General features: G+C 71.6%; 20 protein-coding genes. 10 read left to right on the forward strand and 10 right to left on the reverse strand.

What is annotated here, in order from left to right; genetic code table 11:
* The first annotated feature begins 7 nt into the window (after positions 1–7).
* Genes ACZ6RC_RS02140 through era form a run of 3 tightly spaced genes read left to right on the forward strand, consistent with a single transcriptional unit; the run spans position 8 to position 3,281 of the window.
* Complete coding sequence (locus ACZ6RC_RS02140; RefSeq protein ID WP_469578723.1) at positions 8–1,339, forward strand: WxL domain-containing protein; 1,332 nt, start codon at positions 8–10, stop codon at positions 1,337–1,339.
* A gap of 28 nt (positions 1,340–1,367) precedes the next feature.
* The gene (locus tag ACZ6RC_RS02145; protein ID WP_469578724.1) at positions 1,368–2,309 is read left to right on the forward strand and encodes a DUF916 domain-containing protein; all 942 of its coding nucleotides are present in this window, start codon (positions 1,368–1,370) and stop codon (positions 2,307–2,309) included.
* A gap of 21 nt (positions 2,310–2,330) precedes the next feature.
* Positions 2,331–3,281, forward strand: a complete 951-nt coding sequence (gene era / locus ACZ6RC_RS02150) for a GTPase Era (RefSeq protein ID WP_391142470.1) — start codon at positions 2,331–2,333, stop codon at positions 3,279–3,281.
* Positions 3,282–3,310: 29 nt separating this feature from the next.
* Here the strand turns inward: era and ACZ6RC_RS02155 are convergent, their stop codons facing one another.
* Together ACZ6RC_RS02155 and ACZ6RC_RS02160 are read right to left on the reverse strand one after the other, a co-directional pair.
* Positions 3,311–3,574, reverse strand: a complete 264-nt coding sequence (locus tag ACZ6RC_RS02155; RefSeq protein ID WP_469578726.1) for a protealysin inhibitor emfourin — start codon at positions 3,572–3,574, stop codon at positions 3,311–3,313.
* 47 nt (positions 3,575–3,621) lie between these two features.
* Positions 3,622–4,716, reverse strand: coding sequence for a M4 family metallopeptidase (locus ACZ6RC_RS02160; RefSeq protein WP_469578727.1), 1,095 nt, complete (start codon positions 4,714–4,716; stop codon positions 3,622–3,624).
* Between the two features lie 292 nt (positions 4,717–5,008).
* Here ACZ6RC_RS02160 and leuA point away from each other — a divergent pair, with 292 nt between their 5' ends.
* Entirely contained in the window at positions 5,009–6,766 is a 1,758-nt protein-coding gene (gene leuA / locus ACZ6RC_RS02165; protein WP_453614663.1) for a 2-isopropylmalate synthase, read from the forward strand.
* Positions 6,767–7,053: 287 nt separating this feature from the next.
* The gene (locus ACZ6RC_RS02170) at positions 7,054–7,746 is read left to right on the forward strand and encodes a TerB family tellurite resistance protein (protein WP_391142459.1); all 693 of its coding nucleotides are present in this window, start codon (positions 7,054–7,056) and stop codon (positions 7,744–7,746) included.
* Positions 7,747–7,748: 2 nt separating this feature from the next.
* Here the strand turns inward: ACZ6RC_RS02170 and ACZ6RC_RS02175 are convergent, their stop codons facing one another.
* The 4 genes from ACZ6RC_RS02175 to ACZ6RC_RS02190 form a co-directional block, all read right to left on the reverse strand.
* Positions 7,749–9,242 carry a LuxR family transcriptional regulator gene (locus ACZ6RC_RS02175; RefSeq protein WP_469578729.1) on the reverse strand — a complete coding sequence of 498 codons (1,494 nt, stop codon included), beginning with the start codon at positions 9,240–9,242 and terminating at the stop codon, positions 7,749–7,751.
* Positions 9,243–9,373: 131 nt separating this feature from the next.
* Complete coding sequence (locus ACZ6RC_RS02180) at positions 9,374–10,753, reverse strand: FAD-dependent oxidoreductase (RefSeq protein ID WP_469578731.1); 1,380 nt, start codon at positions 10,751–10,753, stop codon at positions 9,374–9,376.
* Positions 10,754–10,910: 157 nt separating this feature from the next.
* On the reverse strand, positions 10,911–11,180 hold the full coding sequence (locus ACZ6RC_RS02185) for a DUF397 domain-containing protein (protein WP_469578733.1): 270 nt from the start codon (positions 11,178–11,180) through the stop codon (positions 10,911–10,913).
* Positions 11,162–11,995, reverse strand: a complete 834-nt coding sequence (locus ACZ6RC_RS02190) for a helix-turn-helix domain-containing protein (RefSeq protein ID WP_469578736.1) — start codon at positions 11,993–11,995, stop codon at positions 11,162–11,164. The genes ACZ6RC_RS02185 and ACZ6RC_RS02190 overlap by 19 nt, the downstream gene beginning before the upstream one ends.
* 171 nt (positions 11,996–12,166) lie before the next feature.
* On the opposite strand from ACZ6RC_RS02190, the gene ACZ6RC_RS02195 reads away from it, so the two are divergent.
* From ACZ6RC_RS02195 to ACZ6RC_RS02210, 4 genes are all read left to right on the forward strand, one after another.
* Entirely contained in the window at positions 12,167–12,346 is a 180-nt protein-coding gene (locus tag ACZ6RC_RS02195; RefSeq protein WP_391143321.1) for a hypothetical protein, read from the forward strand.
* Positions 12,343–12,558: a hypothetical protein gene (locus ACZ6RC_RS02200; protein ID WP_391142446.1), complete on the forward strand. Its 216-nt coding sequence runs from the start codon at positions 12,343–12,345 to the stop codon at positions 12,556–12,558. Before ACZ6RC_RS02195 ends, ACZ6RC_RS02200 begins: the two co-directional genes overlap by 4 nt.
* 270 nt (positions 12,559–12,828) lie before the next feature.
* Positions 12,829–13,578, forward strand: a complete 750-nt coding sequence (gene recO / locus ACZ6RC_RS02205; RefSeq protein WP_391142444.1) for a DNA repair protein RecO — start codon at positions 12,829–12,831, stop codon at positions 13,576–13,578.
* 19 nt (positions 13,579–13,597) lie between these two features.
* Positions 13,598–14,443 (forward strand): isoprenyl transferase, encoded by an 846-nt coding sequence (locus ACZ6RC_RS02210; RefSeq protein WP_391143317.1) that lies wholly within the window; start codon positions 13,598–13,600, stop codon positions 14,441–14,443.
* A gap of 94 nt (positions 14,444–14,537) precedes the next feature.
* On the opposite strand, the gene ACZ6RC_RS02215 is transcribed toward ACZ6RC_RS02210, so the two are convergent.
* Genes ACZ6RC_RS02215 through ACZ6RC_RS02230 form a run of 4 tightly spaced genes read right to left on the reverse strand, consistent with a single transcriptional unit; the run spans position 14,538 to position 17,689 of the window.
* Positions 14,538–14,948: a Fur family transcriptional regulator gene (locus tag ACZ6RC_RS02215; protein ID WP_391142441.1), complete on the reverse strand. Its 411-nt coding sequence runs from the start codon at positions 14,946–14,948 to the stop codon at positions 14,538–14,540.
* Between the two features lie 47 nt (positions 14,949–14,995).
* Positions 14,996–15,886: a metal ABC transporter permease gene (locus ACZ6RC_RS02220; RefSeq protein WP_469578739.1), complete on the reverse strand. Its 891-nt coding sequence runs from the start codon at positions 15,884–15,886 to the stop codon at positions 14,996–14,998.
* A gap of 16 nt (positions 15,887–15,902) precedes the next feature.
* Positions 15,903–16,667 carry a metal ABC transporter ATP-binding protein gene (locus tag ACZ6RC_RS02225; protein ID WP_391142438.1) on the reverse strand — a complete coding sequence of 255 codons (765 nt, stop codon included), beginning with the start codon at positions 16,665–16,667 and terminating at the stop codon, positions 15,903–15,905.
* A gap of 29 nt (positions 16,668–16,696) precedes the next feature.
* Positions 16,697–17,689 (reverse strand): metal ABC transporter substrate-binding protein, encoded by a 993-nt coding sequence (locus ACZ6RC_RS02230; RefSeq protein WP_469578741.1) that lies wholly within the window; start codon positions 17,687–17,689, stop codon positions 16,697–16,699.
* A gap of 187 nt (positions 17,690–17,876) precedes the next feature.
* On the opposite strand from ACZ6RC_RS02230, the gene ACZ6RC_RS02235 reads away from it, so the two are divergent.
* On the forward strand, positions 17,877–19,259 hold the full coding sequence (locus ACZ6RC_RS02235; protein ID WP_469578743.1) for a glycine--tRNA ligase: 1,383 nt from the start codon (positions 17,877–17,879) through the stop codon (positions 19,257–19,259).
* The last annotated feature ends 4 nt before the right edge of the window (positions 19,260–19,263 follow it).

Genomic DNA, 19,263 nt, shown 5'->3' on the forward strand with positions numbered 1-19,263 from the left:
GGGCCCCATGGCATGTCACACCCGGACCCGAAGACGGCGCTGGACCGCCGCCGTCGGCGTCATCGCCCTCGCGCTCGCCACCGGCGGGGCGCTGGCCGCCCCGGCCGGCGCCCTGGCGACCGCGTCCCAGGCGGTGGACTTCCCCACGCACTGCGTCCCGCCGCCGATCGCCGGCATCCCGCCCATCGACGGCACCACGACCGCCCAGATCACCGTGGACAAGCCCACGCCCAAGGTCGGCGACACGGTCACCGTCACCTACAAGGTCACCAAGCCGGCCGCCTCCAACCCGGTCGACCTGGCCCTCCCCGCCGACATCATGACCCCGTCAGGCAAGGTCGTCCTCGGCGGCGCCCAGACGGGCGCCGTCACCGTCACCGGCCCCAAGAAGAACGACCCCGTCCCCGGCAAGGGAGCCTTCCCGCCGTTCTCGATGACCGGCACGTTCACGGTCACCGCGCCCGGCTCGATCACCCTCTCGCCCGGCGACTACAACATCCACACCAGTTACCTCATGGAGCTGGACACCCCCTGCACGGTCACCGACCCGCCCGCCCCCGTCTCCGAGACGATCACGGCGAGCACCCAGCCCGGGGCCAACGAACGGAACCTCCAGCTCGACAGCGCCTCCGGCGCGCCCGGAGTCCGGGTGACCGTCACCGGCGCCAAGTTCTCCCCGCTCGCCGAGGTCACGGTCGTCGGCCGGGCCGGAGCGGCGGAGACCGCCGACCGGATGACCGTCACCACCGACAGCGAGGGCGGCTTCGCCGCCCGCCTGAAGGTGAACGACAAGGCCACCACGGGGATCGTGGCGTACGAGGGCACGGCCTGGGACCCGGACAAGGGCGCAGGACCGGCCGCGTACACCGTCGTCGACGACACCCCGCAACCGCCGAACAGCCAGCGGCTGACGGCGGCGGTCACCGCCGGCGAACTGTCGATGACCCAGGCCGGGGACGCCGTACAGCTGTCGTCCGTCGACTTCGGACGGGGCGGCGCGGCCACCGGCGACCTGCGGACGGTGACGGTGAAGGACTTCCGCGGCGGCCCCGCGGGCTGGTCCCTGACCGGCAAGGTCACCGACTTCACCGGCCCCGGCGGCTCCCTCGGCGCCGGAGCCCTCAGCTGGACCCCCGCCTGCACCACCAAGGCGGGCAGCCCCAGCACTTGTGTCCCCGGCTCGGCGGGCACCGTCGGCGGCGGGGCGACCCTCGCCTCCACCCCGAACGGCGCGCTCACCGGCGGCGAGTTCACCGTCGACGCCAAGCTCTCGCTGGACGTCCCGGCCTTCACCGCCCCCGGCGCCTACTCCGGAGTCCTGACGCTGACCCTGTCCTGACCCCGGGCGAGACAAGGAGTTCCGCACCGTGCGCAAGCTGTACGTACTCCTCCTGGCCGCCGTGCTGCTCACGCTCGGCGGCCAGGTCCCCGCCCAGGCCGCCGAGAACGGCGAGTGGGCCGTCTACCCGGCCGCCTCCCAGCTGGGCAGCCGCCCCTACTTCTACCTCTCCGCCGACCCCGGCACCACGGTGACCGACCAGGTCACCGTCTCCAACAAGACCGGCGCCCCGCTCACCTTCCGGATCTACGGCGCCGACGCCTACAACACCGAACGCGACGGCGGCTTCGCCGTCCGCACCCAGCAGGAGAAGCAGACCGGCCCCGGCGCCTGGATCACCCCCCGGCGCACCCGGGTCACCGTCCCGGCCCGCTCCTCCGTGACCGTGCCCTACACCCTCACCGTCCCCGCCGACGCCGAGCCCGGCGACCATCCCGGCGCCGTCGTCGCCCTCGACGAGCGGATCGCCGCCGCCGGCGGCGGGGTCGCGGTCGGGGTGCGGCGGGCCGTCGCGGCGCGCGTCTACCTCCGGGTCACCGGCCCCACGGTCCCCGCCCTCGCCGTCGAGGACGTCACCCTCGCCCAGGACCGGCCCTTGATCCCCGGCGCCGGCCCGAGCAGCGCACTCGTCTCGTACACCCTGCACAACCGCGGCAATGTCACCCTCCACCCGCGGGTCGCGCTGCGCGCCGAGGGGCTCTTCGGCCGCACCCTGCTCGACCGCGACCTGGCGCGGATCCCCGCCGAGCTGCTGCCCCGGCAGAAGATCCGCCTGACCGAGCGGTGGACGGGATCGCCGCAGCTCGACTGGGGCGAGGTGACGCTGACGGCGACGGCGAAGGACGTCCGGGAGTCGGCGCGGGTCTCCTTCCTCGCGCTGCCGTGGCTCGCCGCGGCGACGGTGCTCATGGGGGGAGCGGCGGCGCTGTGGGCGCTGTGGCTGCGACGCCGGCGGGCTCCGCGTACGTGACGGGCTCCCGCATCGGGGAGAATGGCCTCCATGAGCGCTCGTAACCCAGAATCCGAAGCCGTCCACCGGGCCGGCTTCGCCTGCTTCGTAGGCCGCCCCAACGCGGGCAAGTCCACTCTCACGAACGCTCTGGTCGGCCAGAAGGTGGCGATCACCTCCAACCGGCCCCAGACCACCCGGCACACCGTCCGGGGCATCGTGCACCGCCCGGACGCCCAGCTGATCCTGGTGGACACGCCGGGTCTCCACAAGCCGCGCACGCTCCTCGGCGAACGCCTCAACGACGTCGTGCGCGCGACGTGGGCGGAGGTCGACGTGATCGGCTTCTGTCTGCCCGCCGACCAGAAGCTCGGCCCCGGCGACCGTTTCATCGCCAAGGAGCTGGCCGGGATCAAGAAGACCCCGAAGGTCGCGATCGTCACCAAGACCGACCTGGTCGACTCGAAGACCCTCGCCGAGCAGCTCATCGCCATCGACCAGCTCGGCAAGGAGCTGGGCTTCGAGTGGCAGGAGATCGTCCCGGTCTCCGCCCTGGGCGGTCAGCAGGTCCAGCTCGTCGCCGACCTGCTGATCCCGCTGCTGCCCGAGTCCCCGCCGCTCTACCCCGAGGGCGACCTCACGGACGAGCCGGAGCAGGTGATGGTCGCGGAGCTGATCCGCGAGGCCGCGCTCGAAGGCGTACGGGACGAGCTGCCGCACTCGATCGCCGTGGTGGTCGAGGAGATGATCCCCCGGGAGAACCGCCCCGCCGACCGGCCGCTGCTCGACATCCACGCGAACGTCTACATCGAGCGCCCCAGCCAGAAGGGCATCATCATCGGCCCGAAGGGCAGTCGGCTGAAGGAGGTCGGCATGAAGTCCCGCAAGCACATCGAGGCGCTCCTCGGGACCCCGGTCTTCCTCGACCTCCACGTCAAGGTCGCCAAGGACTGGCAGCGGGACCCGAAGCAGCTGCGCAAGCTCGGCTTCTAGGGCACCTGCTACGGCCCGCGGCGAAGGCGTCAGGCGCCCTCCTTCAGGACCCTCCTGATGAGGGCGCGCTGGGCCTCGGTCACGTGCGGGTCCCCGCACCGGACCGTCTCGCCGTCGATCGTGATCTCGTACGAGAAACCGTCCGGCACCCCCCGGCCGTCGTCCGTGTCCCCGCCGAGGACCGCGACGGCCAGGGTGTGCCATTCCACCGCGTCGGGCAGGGCCGAGGTGTCCACCTCGCCCGCCCGCTCGATGCCCGCGAAGCCGCCGGTACGCCGCACTCGAATCCGCATGCGTTCTGTCTACCAGTCCGCCCGCCGCCGGTCCGCCGGTCCGCCCGTCACTCCGTCGGCACGCCCACGGCCGTCCACGCCTTCAGGACGGCCTGGATCTCCAGCCCGTCGCCGTACCGCGCCTTCGCCGCCTTCGCGGTGGCGCGGGCGAACTCGCCGAACCGCGTCTCGGGGGTGAGCCCCCCGCCCGTCATCACGTCGTACCAGATCTGGCCCGGCCGCTCCCAGGCATGGCCGCCCAGCTCGGTCGCCGTCAGATAGAAGGCGTGGTTCGGGATGCCGGAGTTGATGTGCACCCCGCCGTTGTCCTGGCTGGTGCGGACGTAGTCGTCCATGTGGCCCGGCTGCGGGTCCTTGCCCAGCACGTCGTCGTCGTACGCCGTGCCCGGCGCCTTCATCGAGCGCAGCGCGGTCCCCTGGACGTCCGGGTGGAACAGGCCCGCCCCGATCAGCCAGTCGGCGTCCGCGGCGCTCTGGCCGAGGGTGTACTGCTTCACCAGCGAACCGAACACGTCCGAGACGGATTCGTTGAGCGCGCCGGACTGGCCGAAGTACTCCAGGTTGGCGGTGTACTGCGTGAAGCCGTGGGTCAGCTCGTGGCCGATGACGTCCACGGGGAGCGTGAAGTCGAGGAAGATCTCGTCGTCCCCGTCGCCGAACACCATCTGCTCGCCGTTCCAGAAGGCGTTGCCGTAGTTCTCGTCGTAGTGGACCGTCGCGAGCAGCGGCAGGCCGGCGCCGTCGATCGAGTCGCGGCCGAAGGCGTCGAGGAAGAGACCGAAGGTGGCGCCGAGTCCGGCGTAGGCGCGGTTGACGGTGGCGTCGGCGGTCGCCTCGCCGCCCTCGCCGCGCACCTCGACGCCCGGAAGGGCGGTGCGGCGCTGCGCGTCGTACACCGTGCGCCGCGGCCGGGGCCGCACGGCCGGCGGTGCGGACTCACTGGGGGCGGGGGGTGCGGGGGAGGTGAGGTTCGCGGTCAGGCCGCGGCCGGTGCGGTGCCGGGCGTCCGCCATGAGGGTGTGGCGGGCGGCGCTCGCGACGGCGGGGTTCTCGCTGCGGGCCAGCTTCTCCAGAAGGTGCGGGGGCACGATCGGGCAGAAGACGGGGCGGTGCTGCGCGTGGGTCTGCGCGGGGCTGGTCATACCCCGCAATGTCGCACTCCGTGACCTCACTGTCACGAGGTGAGACGATGATTGGCGAAATGGGATGATGGTCACTCTTTGGGCTTGACGCCCCGACCGTCCCGCATACTGAAACGGGACGTCCGCCTCCACCGTCCCTGAGCTAGGCTGCGGCACATCATGCGTTTCGGGCTGCTTCTCCTTAGCTGCCGCGGCGAGGGCCTGTAGTCGTAGGCCGACCCCCTCCCCGCGGGACCTGGTGTTGCGTTCGACAGTCGGCCGTCCCCCGCTGGACCCCGAGGAGCCCCGCGCCATGTCTCAGCCCGTCGGCCGCCCGACGCCCGTCACCAACGCCACCCGGATGCAGAAGCCGTCCGGGATGCCGATCCACAAGTACGGCCGCTACGAAGCCGTCCACATCCCCGACCGCACCTGGCCCGAGCAGCGCATCACCGAGGCCCCCCGCTGGCTGTCGACCGATCTGCGCGACGGCAACCAGGCGCTGATCGACCCGATGAGCCCCGCCCGCAAGCGCGAGATGTTCGACCTGCTGGTGCGCATGGGCTACAAGGAGATCGAGGTCGGCTTCCCGTCCTCCGGCGACACCGACTTCAACTTCGTGCGCTCCATCATCGAAGAGGGCGCGATCCCGGACGACGTCACCATCTCCGTCCTGACCCAGGCCCGCGAGGACCTGATCGAGCGGACCGTGGAGTCCCTGGTCGGCGCCAAGCGCGCCACCGTCCACCTGTACAACGCCACCGCCCCCACCTTCCGCCGGGTCGTCTTCCGCGGCTCGAAGGAGCAGATCAAGCAGATCGCCGTCGACGGCACCCGCCTGGTGATGGAGTACGCCGACAAGCTGCTGGGCGACGAGACCGTCTTCGGCTACCAGTACAGCCCGGAGATCTTCACCGACACCGAGCTGGACTTCGCCCTGGAGGTCTGCGAGGCGGTCTGTGACGTCTGGCAGCCCGAGGAGGGCCGCGAGATCATCCTGAACCTGCCCGCCACCGTGGAGCGTTCGACGCCGTCCACGCACGCGGACCGGTTCGAGTGGATGTCCCGGAACCTGACGCGCCGCGAGCACATCTGTCTGTCCGTGCACCCCCACAACGACCGCGGTACGGCGGTGGCCGCCGCCGAGCTGGCGATCATGGCGGGGGCCGACCGCATCGAGGGCTGCCTGTTCGGCCAGGGCGAGCGGACCGGCAACGTCGACCTGGTGACCCTGGGGATGAACCTGTTCTCGCAGGGCGTGGACCCGCAGATCGACTTCTCGCAGATCGACGAGATCCGCCGCACCTCCGAGTACTGCAACCAGATGGAGGTCCACCCGCGCCACCCCTACGCGGGCGACCTGGTCTACACCGCCTTCTCCGGCTCCCACCAGGACGCCATCAAGAAGGGCTTCGACGCCATGGAGGCCGACGCGGCCGCCGCCGGCAAGACCGTCGACGAGATCGAGTGGGCGGTGCCGTACCTGCCCATCGACCCCAAGGACGTCGGCCGCTCCTACGAAGCCGTGATCCGGGTCAACTCCCAGTCCGGCAAGGGCGGCATCGCGTACGTCCTGAAGAACGACCACAAGCTGGACCTGCCCCGCCGGATGCAGATCGAGTTCTCGAAGATCATCCAGCAGAAGACGGATACCGAGGGCGGCGAGGTCACCCCGGCCGCGATCTGGTCGGTCTTCCAGGACGAGTACCTGCCGAACCCGGACAACGCCTGGGGCCGCATCCAGCTGCGCTCCGGCCAGACCACCTCCGACACGGACGGCACCGACACCCTGACCGTCGAGGCGGTCGTGGACGGCGTCGACACCGTGCTGACCGGCTCCGGCAACGGTCCGATCTCCGCCTTCTTCGCCGCCCTGCAGTCGATCGGCGTGGACGCCCGCCTGCTGGACTACCAGGAGCACACGATGAGCGAGGGCGCCTCCGCGCAGGCCGCCTCGTACATCGAGTGCGCCATCGACGGCCAGGTCCTGTGGGGCATCGGCATCGACGCCAACACCACCCGCGCCTCCCTGAAGGCGGTCATCTCGGCCGTCAACCGCGCCGCGCGCTGACCCTCCGTACGGGCCGCCGCGCACCGATCGAATCCGGCCAGGTCTGTGCGGCGCCGCAGGTCCTCCCGGCCCGCCGGGCCTGGCCGGCGGCCGGGCGGGTGACCGGGAAGCGGTCGGTGGAGCGCCTGTTCCGGGCCTCGTGCGCCCCTTCGGGGCGGGCGGGGCCCGTGGCGCGTCTCGGCCATGTCGTCGGCGATCTGCCGACGAGGTGCTGACGTCACATCACGGATGTGGCTAACATCACGCCCACGTCGGCAGTGTTGCCGTGTCGTTAAGGGAGGTGCGACGTGCGGTCTGTCCGAGAGTCACGTGGTCGCAAAGTGGGCGTCTGCGGCATTCGTACTTCCTGGAACACCGTCGGGGACGGCGAGTTCTTCTGCGAGGAGTGCGGCGGCGACCGCAACTACCGGCGCCGTACCGGCCGTCGGCGGTTCGCGGTCCTGGGAGTCCCGGTGCTGCCCCGCGGGCACACCGGCCCGGTCGTGGAGTGCGCCGCCTGCCACACCCACTTCGGTACGGAGGTGCTCGACCACCCGACGACGAGCCGCTTCTCCGCGATGCTGCGGGACGCCGTCCACACCGTCGCCCTCGCCGTCCTGGCCGCCGGCGGCACCTCCTCCCGTACGGCGGTGGACACCGCGGTCTCGGCGGTCCGCGCCGCCGGGTTCGACGAGTGCACCGCCACCCAGCTCACCGACCTCGTCGAGGCGCTGGCCGCCGACACCGGACGCTTCCTGCCGGACGTGGGCAGCGGGGGCGCGGCGCTCGCCATCGAGCTGCACGAGGCCCTGGAGCCCCTCACCCCGCACCTGGCCGCCTCCGGCCGCGAGACGATCCTGCTCCAGGGCGCCCGGATCGCCCTCGCCGACGGGGCGTACAGCCCGGCGGAGCGGGACGTGCTCTGCACGGTCGGCAACGCCCTGGCCCTGTGCGCGGACGACACGGCCCGCCTGCTGACGACGGCGCGCACCCTGCTCTGACCTCAGGCGCCCGCCTCTCCGAGGCGGGCGGCCGCCCGGGCCGCGTCCGGGATGGCGCCGAGGGCCTCGAAGGTGGTCCGGGCGGCCGTGAGCTGACGGCGGGCGGCCTCCTCGTCACCCGCCGCGCGTTCGGCGGCGGCGAGCAGCAACCGGGCCCGCGCGGTCCCGTAGGGCACGGGCAGCTCCCGCCACCGGGCGAGGGCCCGGCGCAGCGTCGGCAGCGCGGGTTCGCCCAGGGCCAGGGCCAGGGCGCCGCGGGCGGTCCCGGCCATCGCGACCAGGAGCGGCGCGCCGTCGGCGAGGGCCGTCAGCTCGGCGGCCGCCCGCGCCGCGTCGGCCGGGTCCCCGACGGCGAGCGCCACCTCCGTCCGCGCGGCGAGCAGCCCGGCCCGGCCGAGGAGGTCGTGGAGCGGCACCTCCCGGCAGGCCTCGGCCAGCCGCAGCCCGGCCACCGCCGCGTCCGTCCTGCCCTGCGCCAGCCGGAGCAGCGCGAGCCCCGGCTGGGGGACGCGGCCCAGGTCGTGGGCGTGGGAGTACGCCATGACGGCGTCGTCGAGCCGCCCCTGCCGACGCCGGATCTCCCCGGTGGCGTAGTGGGCCGCGGCGGCGGCCTCCGCCTCGTCCGGCAGCACCTCGGCGCAGGCCCGCCCGGCCTCCGCCTCGGCGAGCCCCCACTCCCCGAGCAGGTCGAGCACCTCCACCCGCCGCACCCGGCAGACTCCCCGGAACGGATTGACCACCCGGCCCGCCCCCACGCCGCCCCCTTCCGGGGCCGGGGGCGGCCCGGGGGAGGAGCACCAGGCCATCGCCGCGTCCGTCCAGCGCATCGCGCGCGGGAGGTCCGCCGCCTGGAGGCAGTGGGTGAGGGCGAGAGCGTAGAGCCGGCCGGTGGTGAGGCCGGACAGGGCGCCCGCCGTCACCGGGCCCATCGCCTCGTCCAGGAGCGCCAGCCCGCGGGCTCTGCGGCCGTTCACCAGCAGGACCGCGGCGTGGACCCGGAGGCTCTGGGCGATCAGGTCCGGGCTGCCGGAACGGCGGGCGGCCCGCTCCATCCGCCGCGCCGCGGCGAGCGCGGCGGCCGGGTCGTGGTGCGCCTGCGCCTCTTCCGCGTCGCTCCACGCCGGATAGCACTGCTCGGGGCCGTCCGGGGCCTCCTCCAGGAGGTGGCGGGCGCGGTGCAGCCAGCCGGCCGCCGCCGCGGGCCGTCCCATCCTGCGGTACGCGTACGCGAGCCACCAGGCGGCCCGCCCCGCGCCCCGCCGGTCACCTGCCGCCGCGTACCCCGCCTGGGCCCGCAGCCGGGCCGCGACGGACTCGTCGACGCGCCCCGTCCACCAGGCGGCGTCGGCGAGGACGTCCAGGTCGTTCGGGCCGAGGGCGGCGGACGGGTGGAGGTCGGCCTCGCGCAGCAGGGCGTACGCCTCGGCCCAGGACTCCCGGGCCCCCGCGCCCCGCGCCCGCTCCAGGATTGGCACCTCGTCGACGGGGACGGCCATCGCCGCTCACTTCCCTTCCCGTCCTCCCAGGGTAGGAGCGCCCGCCGGCCCGCGCCCCTCACACGGGTCCGGGCCCGACCCGTCGCCTGCGCGTACGTGTCGGGCCCGGACCGGCCGTCAGGGGGGTGCCGCTACTGGGGCGGGGTGACCGCGTTGCTCGCGCGGAGCATGTCCTCGCGCTCCACGATCTTCACGCGCTCGCGGCCCTCGGCCTCGCCGAGCGCCTTCTCGGCGGCGTCCAGGGCGTACCAGCCGTCCCACGTCGTGTACGTGAGGCCCTTGCCCTCCAGGAAGGCGACGACCGCGTCCGTCTCCGGGGTCTCGGGGGTGAGGAGCCGGCCGTTCGCGAAGTCGTCGAGCAGGTTCGCGACCGTCTCGTTGGCGTCGCCCTTGGTGTGGCCGATGAGGCCGACGGGACCGCGGCGGATCCAGCCCGTGACGTACGTCGACGGCATGGGCGCGCCGCTCTCTTCGATGACCCGGCCGCCCTCGTCCGGAACGGTGCCGGAGAGGGTGTCCCAGGGCAGCTTGGGCAGCTCGTCCGAGAGGTAGCCGACGGCGCGGTAGACGGCCTGGACGTCCCAGTCGGTGGTGGTGCCGGTGCCCTTGACGTTGCCGGTGCCGTCCAGCTCGGTCCGCTCGGTGCGCAGTCCGACGACCTTGCCGTCCTCGCCGAGGATCTCGGCCGGCGACTCGAAGAAGTGCAGGAAGAGTTTGTGGGGGCGGTCGCCGACGTCGCGGATCGCCCAGTTCTCCAGAGTCTTGGCGACCATGTCGGTCTGCTTGTTCTTGCGGCGCTCGGCGATCGAGCCCTCGTCGTAGTCGATGTCCTCGGGGTTGACGATGACCTCGATGTTCGGCGAGTGGTCCAGCTCGCGCAGCTCCATCGGGCTGAACTTCGCCTGCGCGGGGCCCCGGCGGCCGAAGACGTGGATCTCGACGGCCTTGTTGGCCTTGAGGCCGTCGTAGACGTTCGGCGGGATCTCGGTCGGCAGCAGCTCGTCCGCCGTCTTGGCGAGGATGCGCGCGATGTCGAGGGCCACGTTGCCGACGCCGAGCACGGCGACCTTCTCGGCGTGCAGCGGCCAGGTGCGCGGCACGTCGGGGTGGCCGTCGTACCAGGAGGCGAAGTCGGCGGCGCCGTAGGTGCCGTCGAGCTCGACGCCGGGTATGCGCAGCTCGCGGTCGGCCATGGCGCCGGTCGAGAAGACCACCGCGTCGTAGAACGCCCGCAGGTCGTCCAGGTGCACGTCGGTGCCGTAGTCGATGTTGCCGAAGAGGCGGACCTGCGGCTTGTCGAGCACCTGGTGCAGGGCGTTGATGATGCCCTTGATCCGGGGGTGGTCGGGGGCGACGCCGTAGCGGATCAGGCCGAAGGGAGCCGGCATCCGCTCGAAGATGTCGATCGACACGCCCGGCTCGGCGGCGGCCTCGGACTTCAGCAGCGCATCGGCGGCGTAGATTCCGGCGGGGCCGGCGCCGACGATCGCGACCCGGAGAGGGCGGGGCATGTCTGGGTTCCCTTCGCAAGCGACGCGACGGCGAGGACTGCCGTCACTTAGGTCACCCTAATTAATCACCGTAGCGTAGCGGTACCCGCCCCCTGTCTATGACCCCATAAGCCGACCTTATGACTTCCCCAAGGGAGTGCTGGGGGAGACGCCCAGGTCAGACCTTCAGCCCGGCGACGAACGCGGCCCAGGCGGGGGCGGGGACGAGGAGGGCGGGGCCGGCGGGGTTCTTGGAGTCCCGGACGGGGACGACACCGGGGACGTGGTCGAGGACCTCGACGCAGCTGCCGCCCTCGCCGTTGCTGTAGGACGACTTGCGCCAGGCGGCGCCCGCGAAGTCGTACGTCACCTCGACGCAGTCGCCGCCCGACCCGTTGCTGTAAGAGCTCTTGAACCACCGGGCGTTGCTCAGGGAGTGCTCGCGCATCGTCTGTAGTCCTCCGCCGCCGACTCGATCAGGGCCAGGGACGCCTCCGGCGACAGCGCGGCGACCCTGAGCAGATCGTAGGCGCGCTGCGCCCGCTTCACCACCGCCGGATCGTCGAGGAGCGTCCCCGAAAACGACGTCTCTGTATAGGCCGTTGGCGGTGCGTCCGCGAACTCCATGAGGGTCAGCATGCCGCTCATGGAGGCGTGTGCGCCGGCCGCTCGTGGCAGGACGGTCACCAGTACCGTCCGTGCTCGTATCCGCGCCGCGATGTGGTCGAGTGCCGCCGCCATGACGGCCGGGCCGCCCACCGGTGTGAGGATCGCGTTCTCGTGCAGGACGACCCAGTACTCCGGCCGCGCGACGCCCTCCAGGATCAGCGACCGTTCCAGCCGGGCGGCGACCTTCTCCTCGACGTAGTCGTCGCTCTCGAACGGGTTGGCCGCGATCGTCACCGCCCGGGCGTAAGCCGCCGTCTGCAGCAGGCCCGGCACGACCGTCGGCGCGAACTCGCAGATTTTCGTCGCCACCGCCTCCAGCTCCGCCACGGCGTGGAAATACGAGGCGTACGGCGATCGGTCGATGAGTTTGCGACATGTCCGTTCGAAAATACCGCCGGTTTGTAGCACCTCGTCGATTCGCTGGGCCACATCCACCTGCGGCTTGCGAATCGCCTGCTCGAACTGACCGATGTATCCACCCGACACGAACACCTGTGTTCCCAGTTGTCCCTGGGAAAGCCCCGCCGTCTCCCGCAGCTCCTTCAGCAGCTCGCCGAAGAACTCCCACGTGTCCTGACGCCGACCTCTGGCCATGGATTAACCCCCTTGTCCTACGCCGCAGTTGTAGGACCTGCGCATCTGCCGATTCTAGAGAGGGGACGTCACCCTGGATGCGGTATACGAGAAATGGATTCGGAAAGGGATGTGTGGGTGAAGGAAGAACACGAGCGGCCGGGAACAAGGACCGTACGAGAAGCACAGGAGGTGGCCGAGGAATTGCGCGACGCGCTCGCCGGGGCGGGAATCATCCTGCCGTCACTGGGGCTCGACGCCGTCACCCTCTCCGCCGATCCCCCTCGACCGCTCATCGAACTGGGACGCTGCACGGTGGAGACGGCGCGCCGACTGGCCGCCGTGCTTCCACGGGAAGGGGGACGGTCGTGAAACCGCCCATCGGCTCGTACGTCGTCGACATCCGCACCGGAAGGGTCGGCACGGTCATGGGACACGAAGGCCCGTACCTCCAGCTGAGACCGCTCGGCGGCGGGCGGGAGTGGGACGCGGAGCCGGAAGGGGTCCGCGAGGCGACCTCGGGGGAGCGGCTGAGCGCCGCGACGGCGCACGTGAACGCCCGGAGCCGGGGCGAGGTGCCGTAGGCCGTCGTGGGGGGGCCCGGGGGGGGCGGGGCCCCCCCCCGGGGCGGGGGGGGGGGGGGGGGGGCCCCCCCCCCCCGGGGGGGGGGGGGCCCCGCCCCCCCCCGCCCGAACGCCGGGCGCGGGGGCGTGGGGCCGTTGCCCGTCGTGGCCGTCGTAACGTCCGGCGGCCCACGACGCATGTCCGGATGGCGCGGCCGCTCGCCGCCCATCCGGCGGGCGGGCTTCCGCGGACCGCCCCGGGGCGCTCCCGCCGTACGGGAGAATGGGCCCATGAGTCTGTTCCGCGACGACGGCATCGTGCTGCGCACCCAGAAGCTGGGTGAAGCGGACCGCATCATCACCCTCCTCACCCGCGGTCACGGCCGCGTACGCGCCGTAGCGCGAGGGGTGCGGCGGACGAAGTCGAAGTTCGGGGCCAGGCTGGAGCCCTTCTCCCACGTGGACGTGCAGTTCTTCGCGCGGGGCAGCGACCTCGTCGGACGCGGACTGCCGCTGTGCACCCAGAGCGAGACCATCGCCCCGTACGGCGGCGGCATCGTCACCGACTACGCCCGCTACACCGCCGGGACCGCGATGCTGGAGACCGCCGAGCGGTTCACGGACAACGAGGGCGAGCCGGCCGTCCAGCAGTACCTGCTGCTCGTCGGGGGGCTGCGGACCCTCTCGCGGGGCGAGCACGCGCCGCACCTCATCCTGGACGCGTTCCTGCTGCGCTCGCTCGCCGTCAACGGCTACGCCCCCAGCTTCGACGACTGCGCGAAGTGCGGTCTGCCCGGACCCAACCGGTTCTTCTCCGTCGCGGCCGGCGGAGTCATATGCGGCGACTGCCGGGTGCCGGGAAGCGTCGTACCCTCTCCGGAGGCCATCGGCCTGCTCAGCGCGCTGCTCACCGGCGACTGGGCGACGGCGGACGCGTGCGAGCCGCGTCACGTCAGGGAGGGCAGCGGACTGGTGTCCGCCTATCTGCACTGGCACCTGGAGCGCGGGCTGCGCTCGCTGCGGTACGTAGAGAAGAGCTAGGGAGACCCATCGCATGGCCATCGCACGACGCGGAATCCTCGGGCGGAAGATCCGGGAGTACACGTCCCCGGAGCCGCACCCGTCCGGCGCGCGCCCGCCGAAGCTTCCCGCCGAGCTGGTGCCGAACCACGTCGCCTGTGTGATGGACGGCAACGGCCGCTGGGCCCAGGAGCGCGGCTTGCCGCGCACCGAGGGGCACAAGGTCGGCGAGGGCGTCGTCCTGGACGTCCTGAAGGGCTGCCTGGAGCTCGGGGTCAAGAACCTGTCGCTCTACGCCTTCTCCACCGAGAACTGGAAGCGCTCCCCCGAGGAGGTCCGCTTCCTGATGAACTTCAACCGGGACGTCATCCGGCGCCGCCGTGACGAGATGGACGAGCTGGGCATCCGGATCCGCTGGGTCGGCCGGATGCCGAAGATGTGGAAGTCGGTCGTCCAGGAGCTTCAGGTCGCCCAGGAGCAGACCGTCGACAACGACGCCATGACGCTGTACTTCTGCGTGAACTACGGCGGCCGGGCGGAGGTCGCGGACGCGGCGCAGGCCATCGCGCGGGACGTGGCGGCCGGGAAGCTGGACCCGTCGAAGGTCAACGAGAAGACCTTCCAGAAGTACCTGTACTACCCGGACATGCCGGACGTCGACCTCTTCCTGCGCCCCAGCGGCGAGCAGCGCACCTCCAACTACCTGATCTGGCAGAGCAGCTACGCCGAGATGGTCTTCCAGGACGTCCTGTGGCCCGACTTCGACCGGCGCGACCTGTGGCGGGCCTGCGTCGAGTACGCCTCGCGCGACCGCCGCTTCGGCGCCATCCCGGCGGCGGACCGGGAGGCCATGGGCACGGTGCCGCAGCAGGGGCCGGGAGCCTGACCCCGGGGCGCGAGCCGCCCCCGTACGCGAAAAGGCCCCACCGGATCCCTCCGGTGGGGCTTCGTCGTACCGGCCGGAAGCCCGGCTGCTTCGGCTACTTCGCCGCGCACTCCGCGCACGTGCCGAAGATCTCGACCGTGTGCGCCACGTTCACGAAGCCGTGCTGGGAGGCGATCGTCTCCGCCCACTGCTCCACCGCCGGGCCCTCGACCTCGACCGCCTTGCCGCACAGCCGGCACACCAGGTGATGGTGGTGGTCGCCGGTCGAGCAGCGGCGGTAGACCGTCTCGCCGTCGCTGGTGCGCAGCGCGTCGACCTCGCCCGCGTCCGCCAGGGACTGGAGCGTGCGGTAGACCGTGGTCAGGCCGACCGAGTCACCGCGGTGCTTGAGCATGTCGTGCAGCTCCTGGGCGCTGCGGAACTCGTCGACCTCGTTCAGAGCGGCCGACACAGCGGCCCGCTGCTTGGTCGAGCGACCGCGTACGGGGGGTCCTGCCGTCGCCACAGGGGCCTCCTTGTTGTCTCCGTTGCCCCCGTCATTCTGCCAGGCCGCTACAGCCGGACGTCGTCCGTCGGGCGGCGGCTGACCGGAACGGCCATGTCGCACTCCGCCGGCGCCGCCTCCGCGGCCCTGGCGCGGCGCCTGGCCAGGGGCGCCGCGAGGAGCGTGAGGCCTATGAAGACGGCGATCGCGAGCAGCACGATCGTCGCGCCCGGGGGCACGTCCTGGTAGTACGTGGTGATCGTGCCGGACAGCGTCACGCCGACGCCGATCACCACCGCGAGCACGAAGGTCGCACGGAACGACTTGGTCAGCTGCTGAGCGGCCGCCACCGGGATCACCATCAGCGCGCTGACCAGCAGCAGGCCGACCACCCGCATCGCGACCGTGACGGTCACCGCGGCCGTGATCGCGACGAGCAGGTTGAGGGCGCGGACCGGGAGGCCGGTGACGCGAGCGAACTCCTCGTCCTGGCTGACCGCGAAGAGCTGGCGACGCAGTCCGATCGTGACGAGGATGACGAAGGCAGCGAGGAGGGCGATCGCCACGACGTCCGCGTCGGAGACGGTCGACAGCGAACCGAAGAGGTAGGAGAGCAGGTTCGCGTTGGAACCGTCGGCGATGCTCATCAGCATGACGCCGCCCGCCATACCGCCGTAGAAGAGCAGCGCGAGGGCGAGGTCACCGCGGGTTTTTCCGTAGGCCCGGATGAGTTCCATCAGGACGGCGCCGGCGACGGCGACCAGCGTCGCCATCCATACCGGGCTGCTGTTGAGCAGGAAGCCGAGGCCGACACCGGTCATGGCGACATGGCCGATGCCGTCGCCCATCAGCGCCTGGCGGCGCTGGACGAGGTAGATGCCGACGGCGGGGGCGGTGATGCCGACGAGGACGGCCGCGAGGAGCGCCCGCTGCATGAAGGCGGGTTCGAGGAATTCCATGGTCAGGTCAGCTTCCTCAGGTCAGCAGACCCGTGCGGAGCGGCTCGTCGGCCGCGTGCGGATGGACGTGGTCGTGGCCGGGCAGGGCGTGCTGGCCGACCGCCTTCGGCGGCGGGCCGTCGTGGACGACGCAGCCGTCGCGGAGGACCACGGCCCGGTCGATCAGCGGCTCCAGCGGGCCCAGCTCGTGCAGGACGAGGAGGACGGAGGTGCCGCCGGCGACCTGCTCGCGCAGGGTGCGGGCCAGGATCTCCTGGCTGGCGAGGTCGACGCCGGCCATCGGCTCGTCCATGATCAGCAGCTCGGGCTCGGAGGCGAGGGCGCGGGCGATCAGGACCCGCTGGTGCTGGCCGCCGGAGAGCGCGCTCACCGAGTCCTTGGCGCGGTCGGCGAGGCCGACCAGCTCGATCGCCCGCTCGACGGCGGCCCGGTCGGCCTTGCCCAGCCAGCCCAGCCTCCGGCGGGAGAGCCGGCCGGAGGAGACGACCTCGCGGATGGTGGCGGGCACACCGCTGGCGGCGGTGGTGCGCTGCGGGACGTAGCCGACGCGGGCCCAGTCGCGGAACCGCTTCTGCTCCGTGCCGAACAGGGAGATGGAACCGCCGGTCAGCGGCACCTGGCCGATGACGGCGCGGACGGCCGTCGACTTGCCGGAGCCGTTGGCGCCGAGCAGCGCGACGACCTCGCCGCGGCCCACGGTGAGGTCGATGCCGCGCAGGACGGGGCGCGCGCCGAGGGCGGCCGTGGCTCCGCGGACGGAAATGACGGGGTCCATGCCCATGGCTCGTGCCTCCGATGCGTGCGTGGCTGTCACTTGGCGCCGAGCGCCTTCTTCAGCGCGGCGAGGTTGGAGGTCATGACCTCGATGTAGTCATCGCCCCGGGACGCGTCCGTGATTCCCTCCAGCGGGTCCAGGACGTCGGTCTTGAGGCCGGTGTCCTTCGCGAGGGTCTTCGCGGTCTTGTCGCTGGCGAGGGTCTCGAAGAAGACGGTGGAGACCTTGTCCTTCCGCGCGACGGTCTGCAGCTCCTTGATCCGGGCGGGGCTCGGCTCGGACTCGGGGTCGACGCCGGTGATGCTCTCCTGCTCCAGGCCGTAGCGCTCGGCGAGGTAGCCGAAGGCGGAGTGCGTGGTGATGAAGGTCCTGGTGGTGGCGTTCTTCAGGCCGGTCTCGAACGCCGTGTCCAGGGCGCCGAGCTTCTTCACCAGGGCGTCGGTGTTCTTCGCATAGGCGGCGGCGTGGTCGGGGTCGGCCTTCTGGAGGGAGGCGCCGACACCCTTGGCGACCTCGGCGTACTTCACCGGGTCGAGCCAGATGTGCGGGTCGGTGCCGGCCTCGGAGCCGTGGTCGTGGCCGTGCTCGTCGGCGTGCGCCGTGTCCCCGGCGCCGTGGTCGTGGCCTTCGTGACCGGCGCCGGTGCCGTGTTTCTCGAGGGTGGTGAGGGTGGCGGCGTCGACGGTGTGCCGCACCTCGGCCTGCGTGATCGCCTCGTCGACGGCGGGCTGGACGCCCTTGAGGTAGAGGATGTAGTCGGCCTCGCCGAGCTCGCCGATCTGCCTCGGCTTCAGCTCCAGGTCGTGCGGCTCGACGCCCGGCTTGGTGAGGGTGTCGACGGAGACGTGCTCCCCGCCTATCTGCTCGACCAGGTACTGCATGGGGTAGAACGACGCCACCACGCTCAGCTTCCCGTCGCTCTTCTTGTCGGCGGCGCCCGAGGTCCCGGCGCAGGCGGAGAGCGTGACGAGGCCGAGGGAGACGGCTCCGGCGACGGCGGTGACGGGTATCAGACGGCGTACGTTCATGACACTCATTTTCAACAAAACTGGAAACGATTGTCAATTGTGTTCCCTGTGTTCCCGCCCACGGGCTCCGGCGGCGTGCGCGGGCGGGCTCGGGGCGGGCCCGGAGGCCGAACCGATTTGATACAGGGGGTGGCGGCGCCGGTAATCTGAGGGCTTCGCACTTCGTCGTCGTAATGAAGAGAGCACCGTGGCCGCCGACAAGATCGACACCATCGTCAGCCTGAGCAAGCGCCGTGGCTTCGTCTACCCGTGCAGTGAGATCTACGGCGGCCAGAAGGCCGCCTGGGACTACGGCCCGCTGGGTGTCGAGCTGAAGGAGAACATCAAGCGTCAGTGGTGGCGTTACATGGTCACCGCGCGCGAGGACGTCGTCGGTATCGACTCGTCGGTGATCCTGGCCACCGAGGTCTGGGAGGCCTCCGGTCACGTCGCCACCTTCACGGACCCGCTGACCGAGTGCACCTCCTGTCACAAGCGCTACCGCGCCGACCACCTGGAGGAGGCGTACGAGGAGAAGCACGGCCGTCTCCCCGAGAACGGCCTCACCGACCTCAACTGTCCCAACTGCGGCAACAAGGGCACGTTCACCGAGCCCAAGCAGTTCTCGGGCCTGCTCTCCACCCACCTCGGCCCGACCCAGGACTCCGGCTCCGTCGCCTACCTGCGTCCCGAGACCGCCCAGGGCATCTTCACCAACTTCGGCCAGGTGCTGCAGACCTCGCGCAAGAAGCCGCCGTTCGGCATCGCGCAGATGGGCAAGTCCTTCCGGAACGAGATCACTCCGGGCAACTTCATCTTCCGCACGCGCGAGTTCGAGCAGATGGAGATGGAGTTCTTCGTCAAGCCGGGCGAGGACGAGCAGTGGCAGGAATACTGGATGGAGCAGCGCTGGAACTGGTACACGAGCCTGGGCATGCGTGAGGAGAACATGCGCTGGTTCGAGCACCCGCAGGAGAAGCTCTCCCACTACTCCAAGCGCACCGCCGACATCGAGTACCGCTTCCAGTTCGGCGGCAGCGAGTGGGGCGAGCTCGAGGGCGTCGCCAACCGCACCGACTACGACCTGAGCGCGCACTCCAAGGCCTCCGGCAACGACCTGGTCTTCTTCGACCAGGAGGCGCAGGAGCGCTGGACGCCGTACGTCATCGAGCCGGCGGCCGGTGTCGGCCGCGCGATGCTGGCGTTCATGCTCGACGCGTTCAACGAGGACGAGGCCCCGAACGCCAAGGGCGTCATGGAGAAGCGCACCGTGATGCGCCTCGACCCGCGCCTCGCGCCGGTCAAGGTCGCGGTCCTCCCGCTCTCCCGCAACGCGCAGCTGTCGCCGAAGGCCAAGGGCCTCGCCGCCGACCTGCGCCAGAACTGGAACATCGAGTTCGACGACGCGGGCGCGATCGGTCGCCGCTACCGCCGCCAGGACGAGATCGGCACGCCGTTCTGCGTCACCGTCGACTTCGACACCCTGGACGACAACGCGGTGACCGTGCGCGAGCGCGACACCATGAAGCAGGAGCGTGTCTCCCTGGACCAGATCCAGGGCTACCTCGGCAGCCGCCAGCTCGGCTGCTGACCCA

This window comes from Streptomyces sp. NPDC048353 (assembly GCF_055587165.1).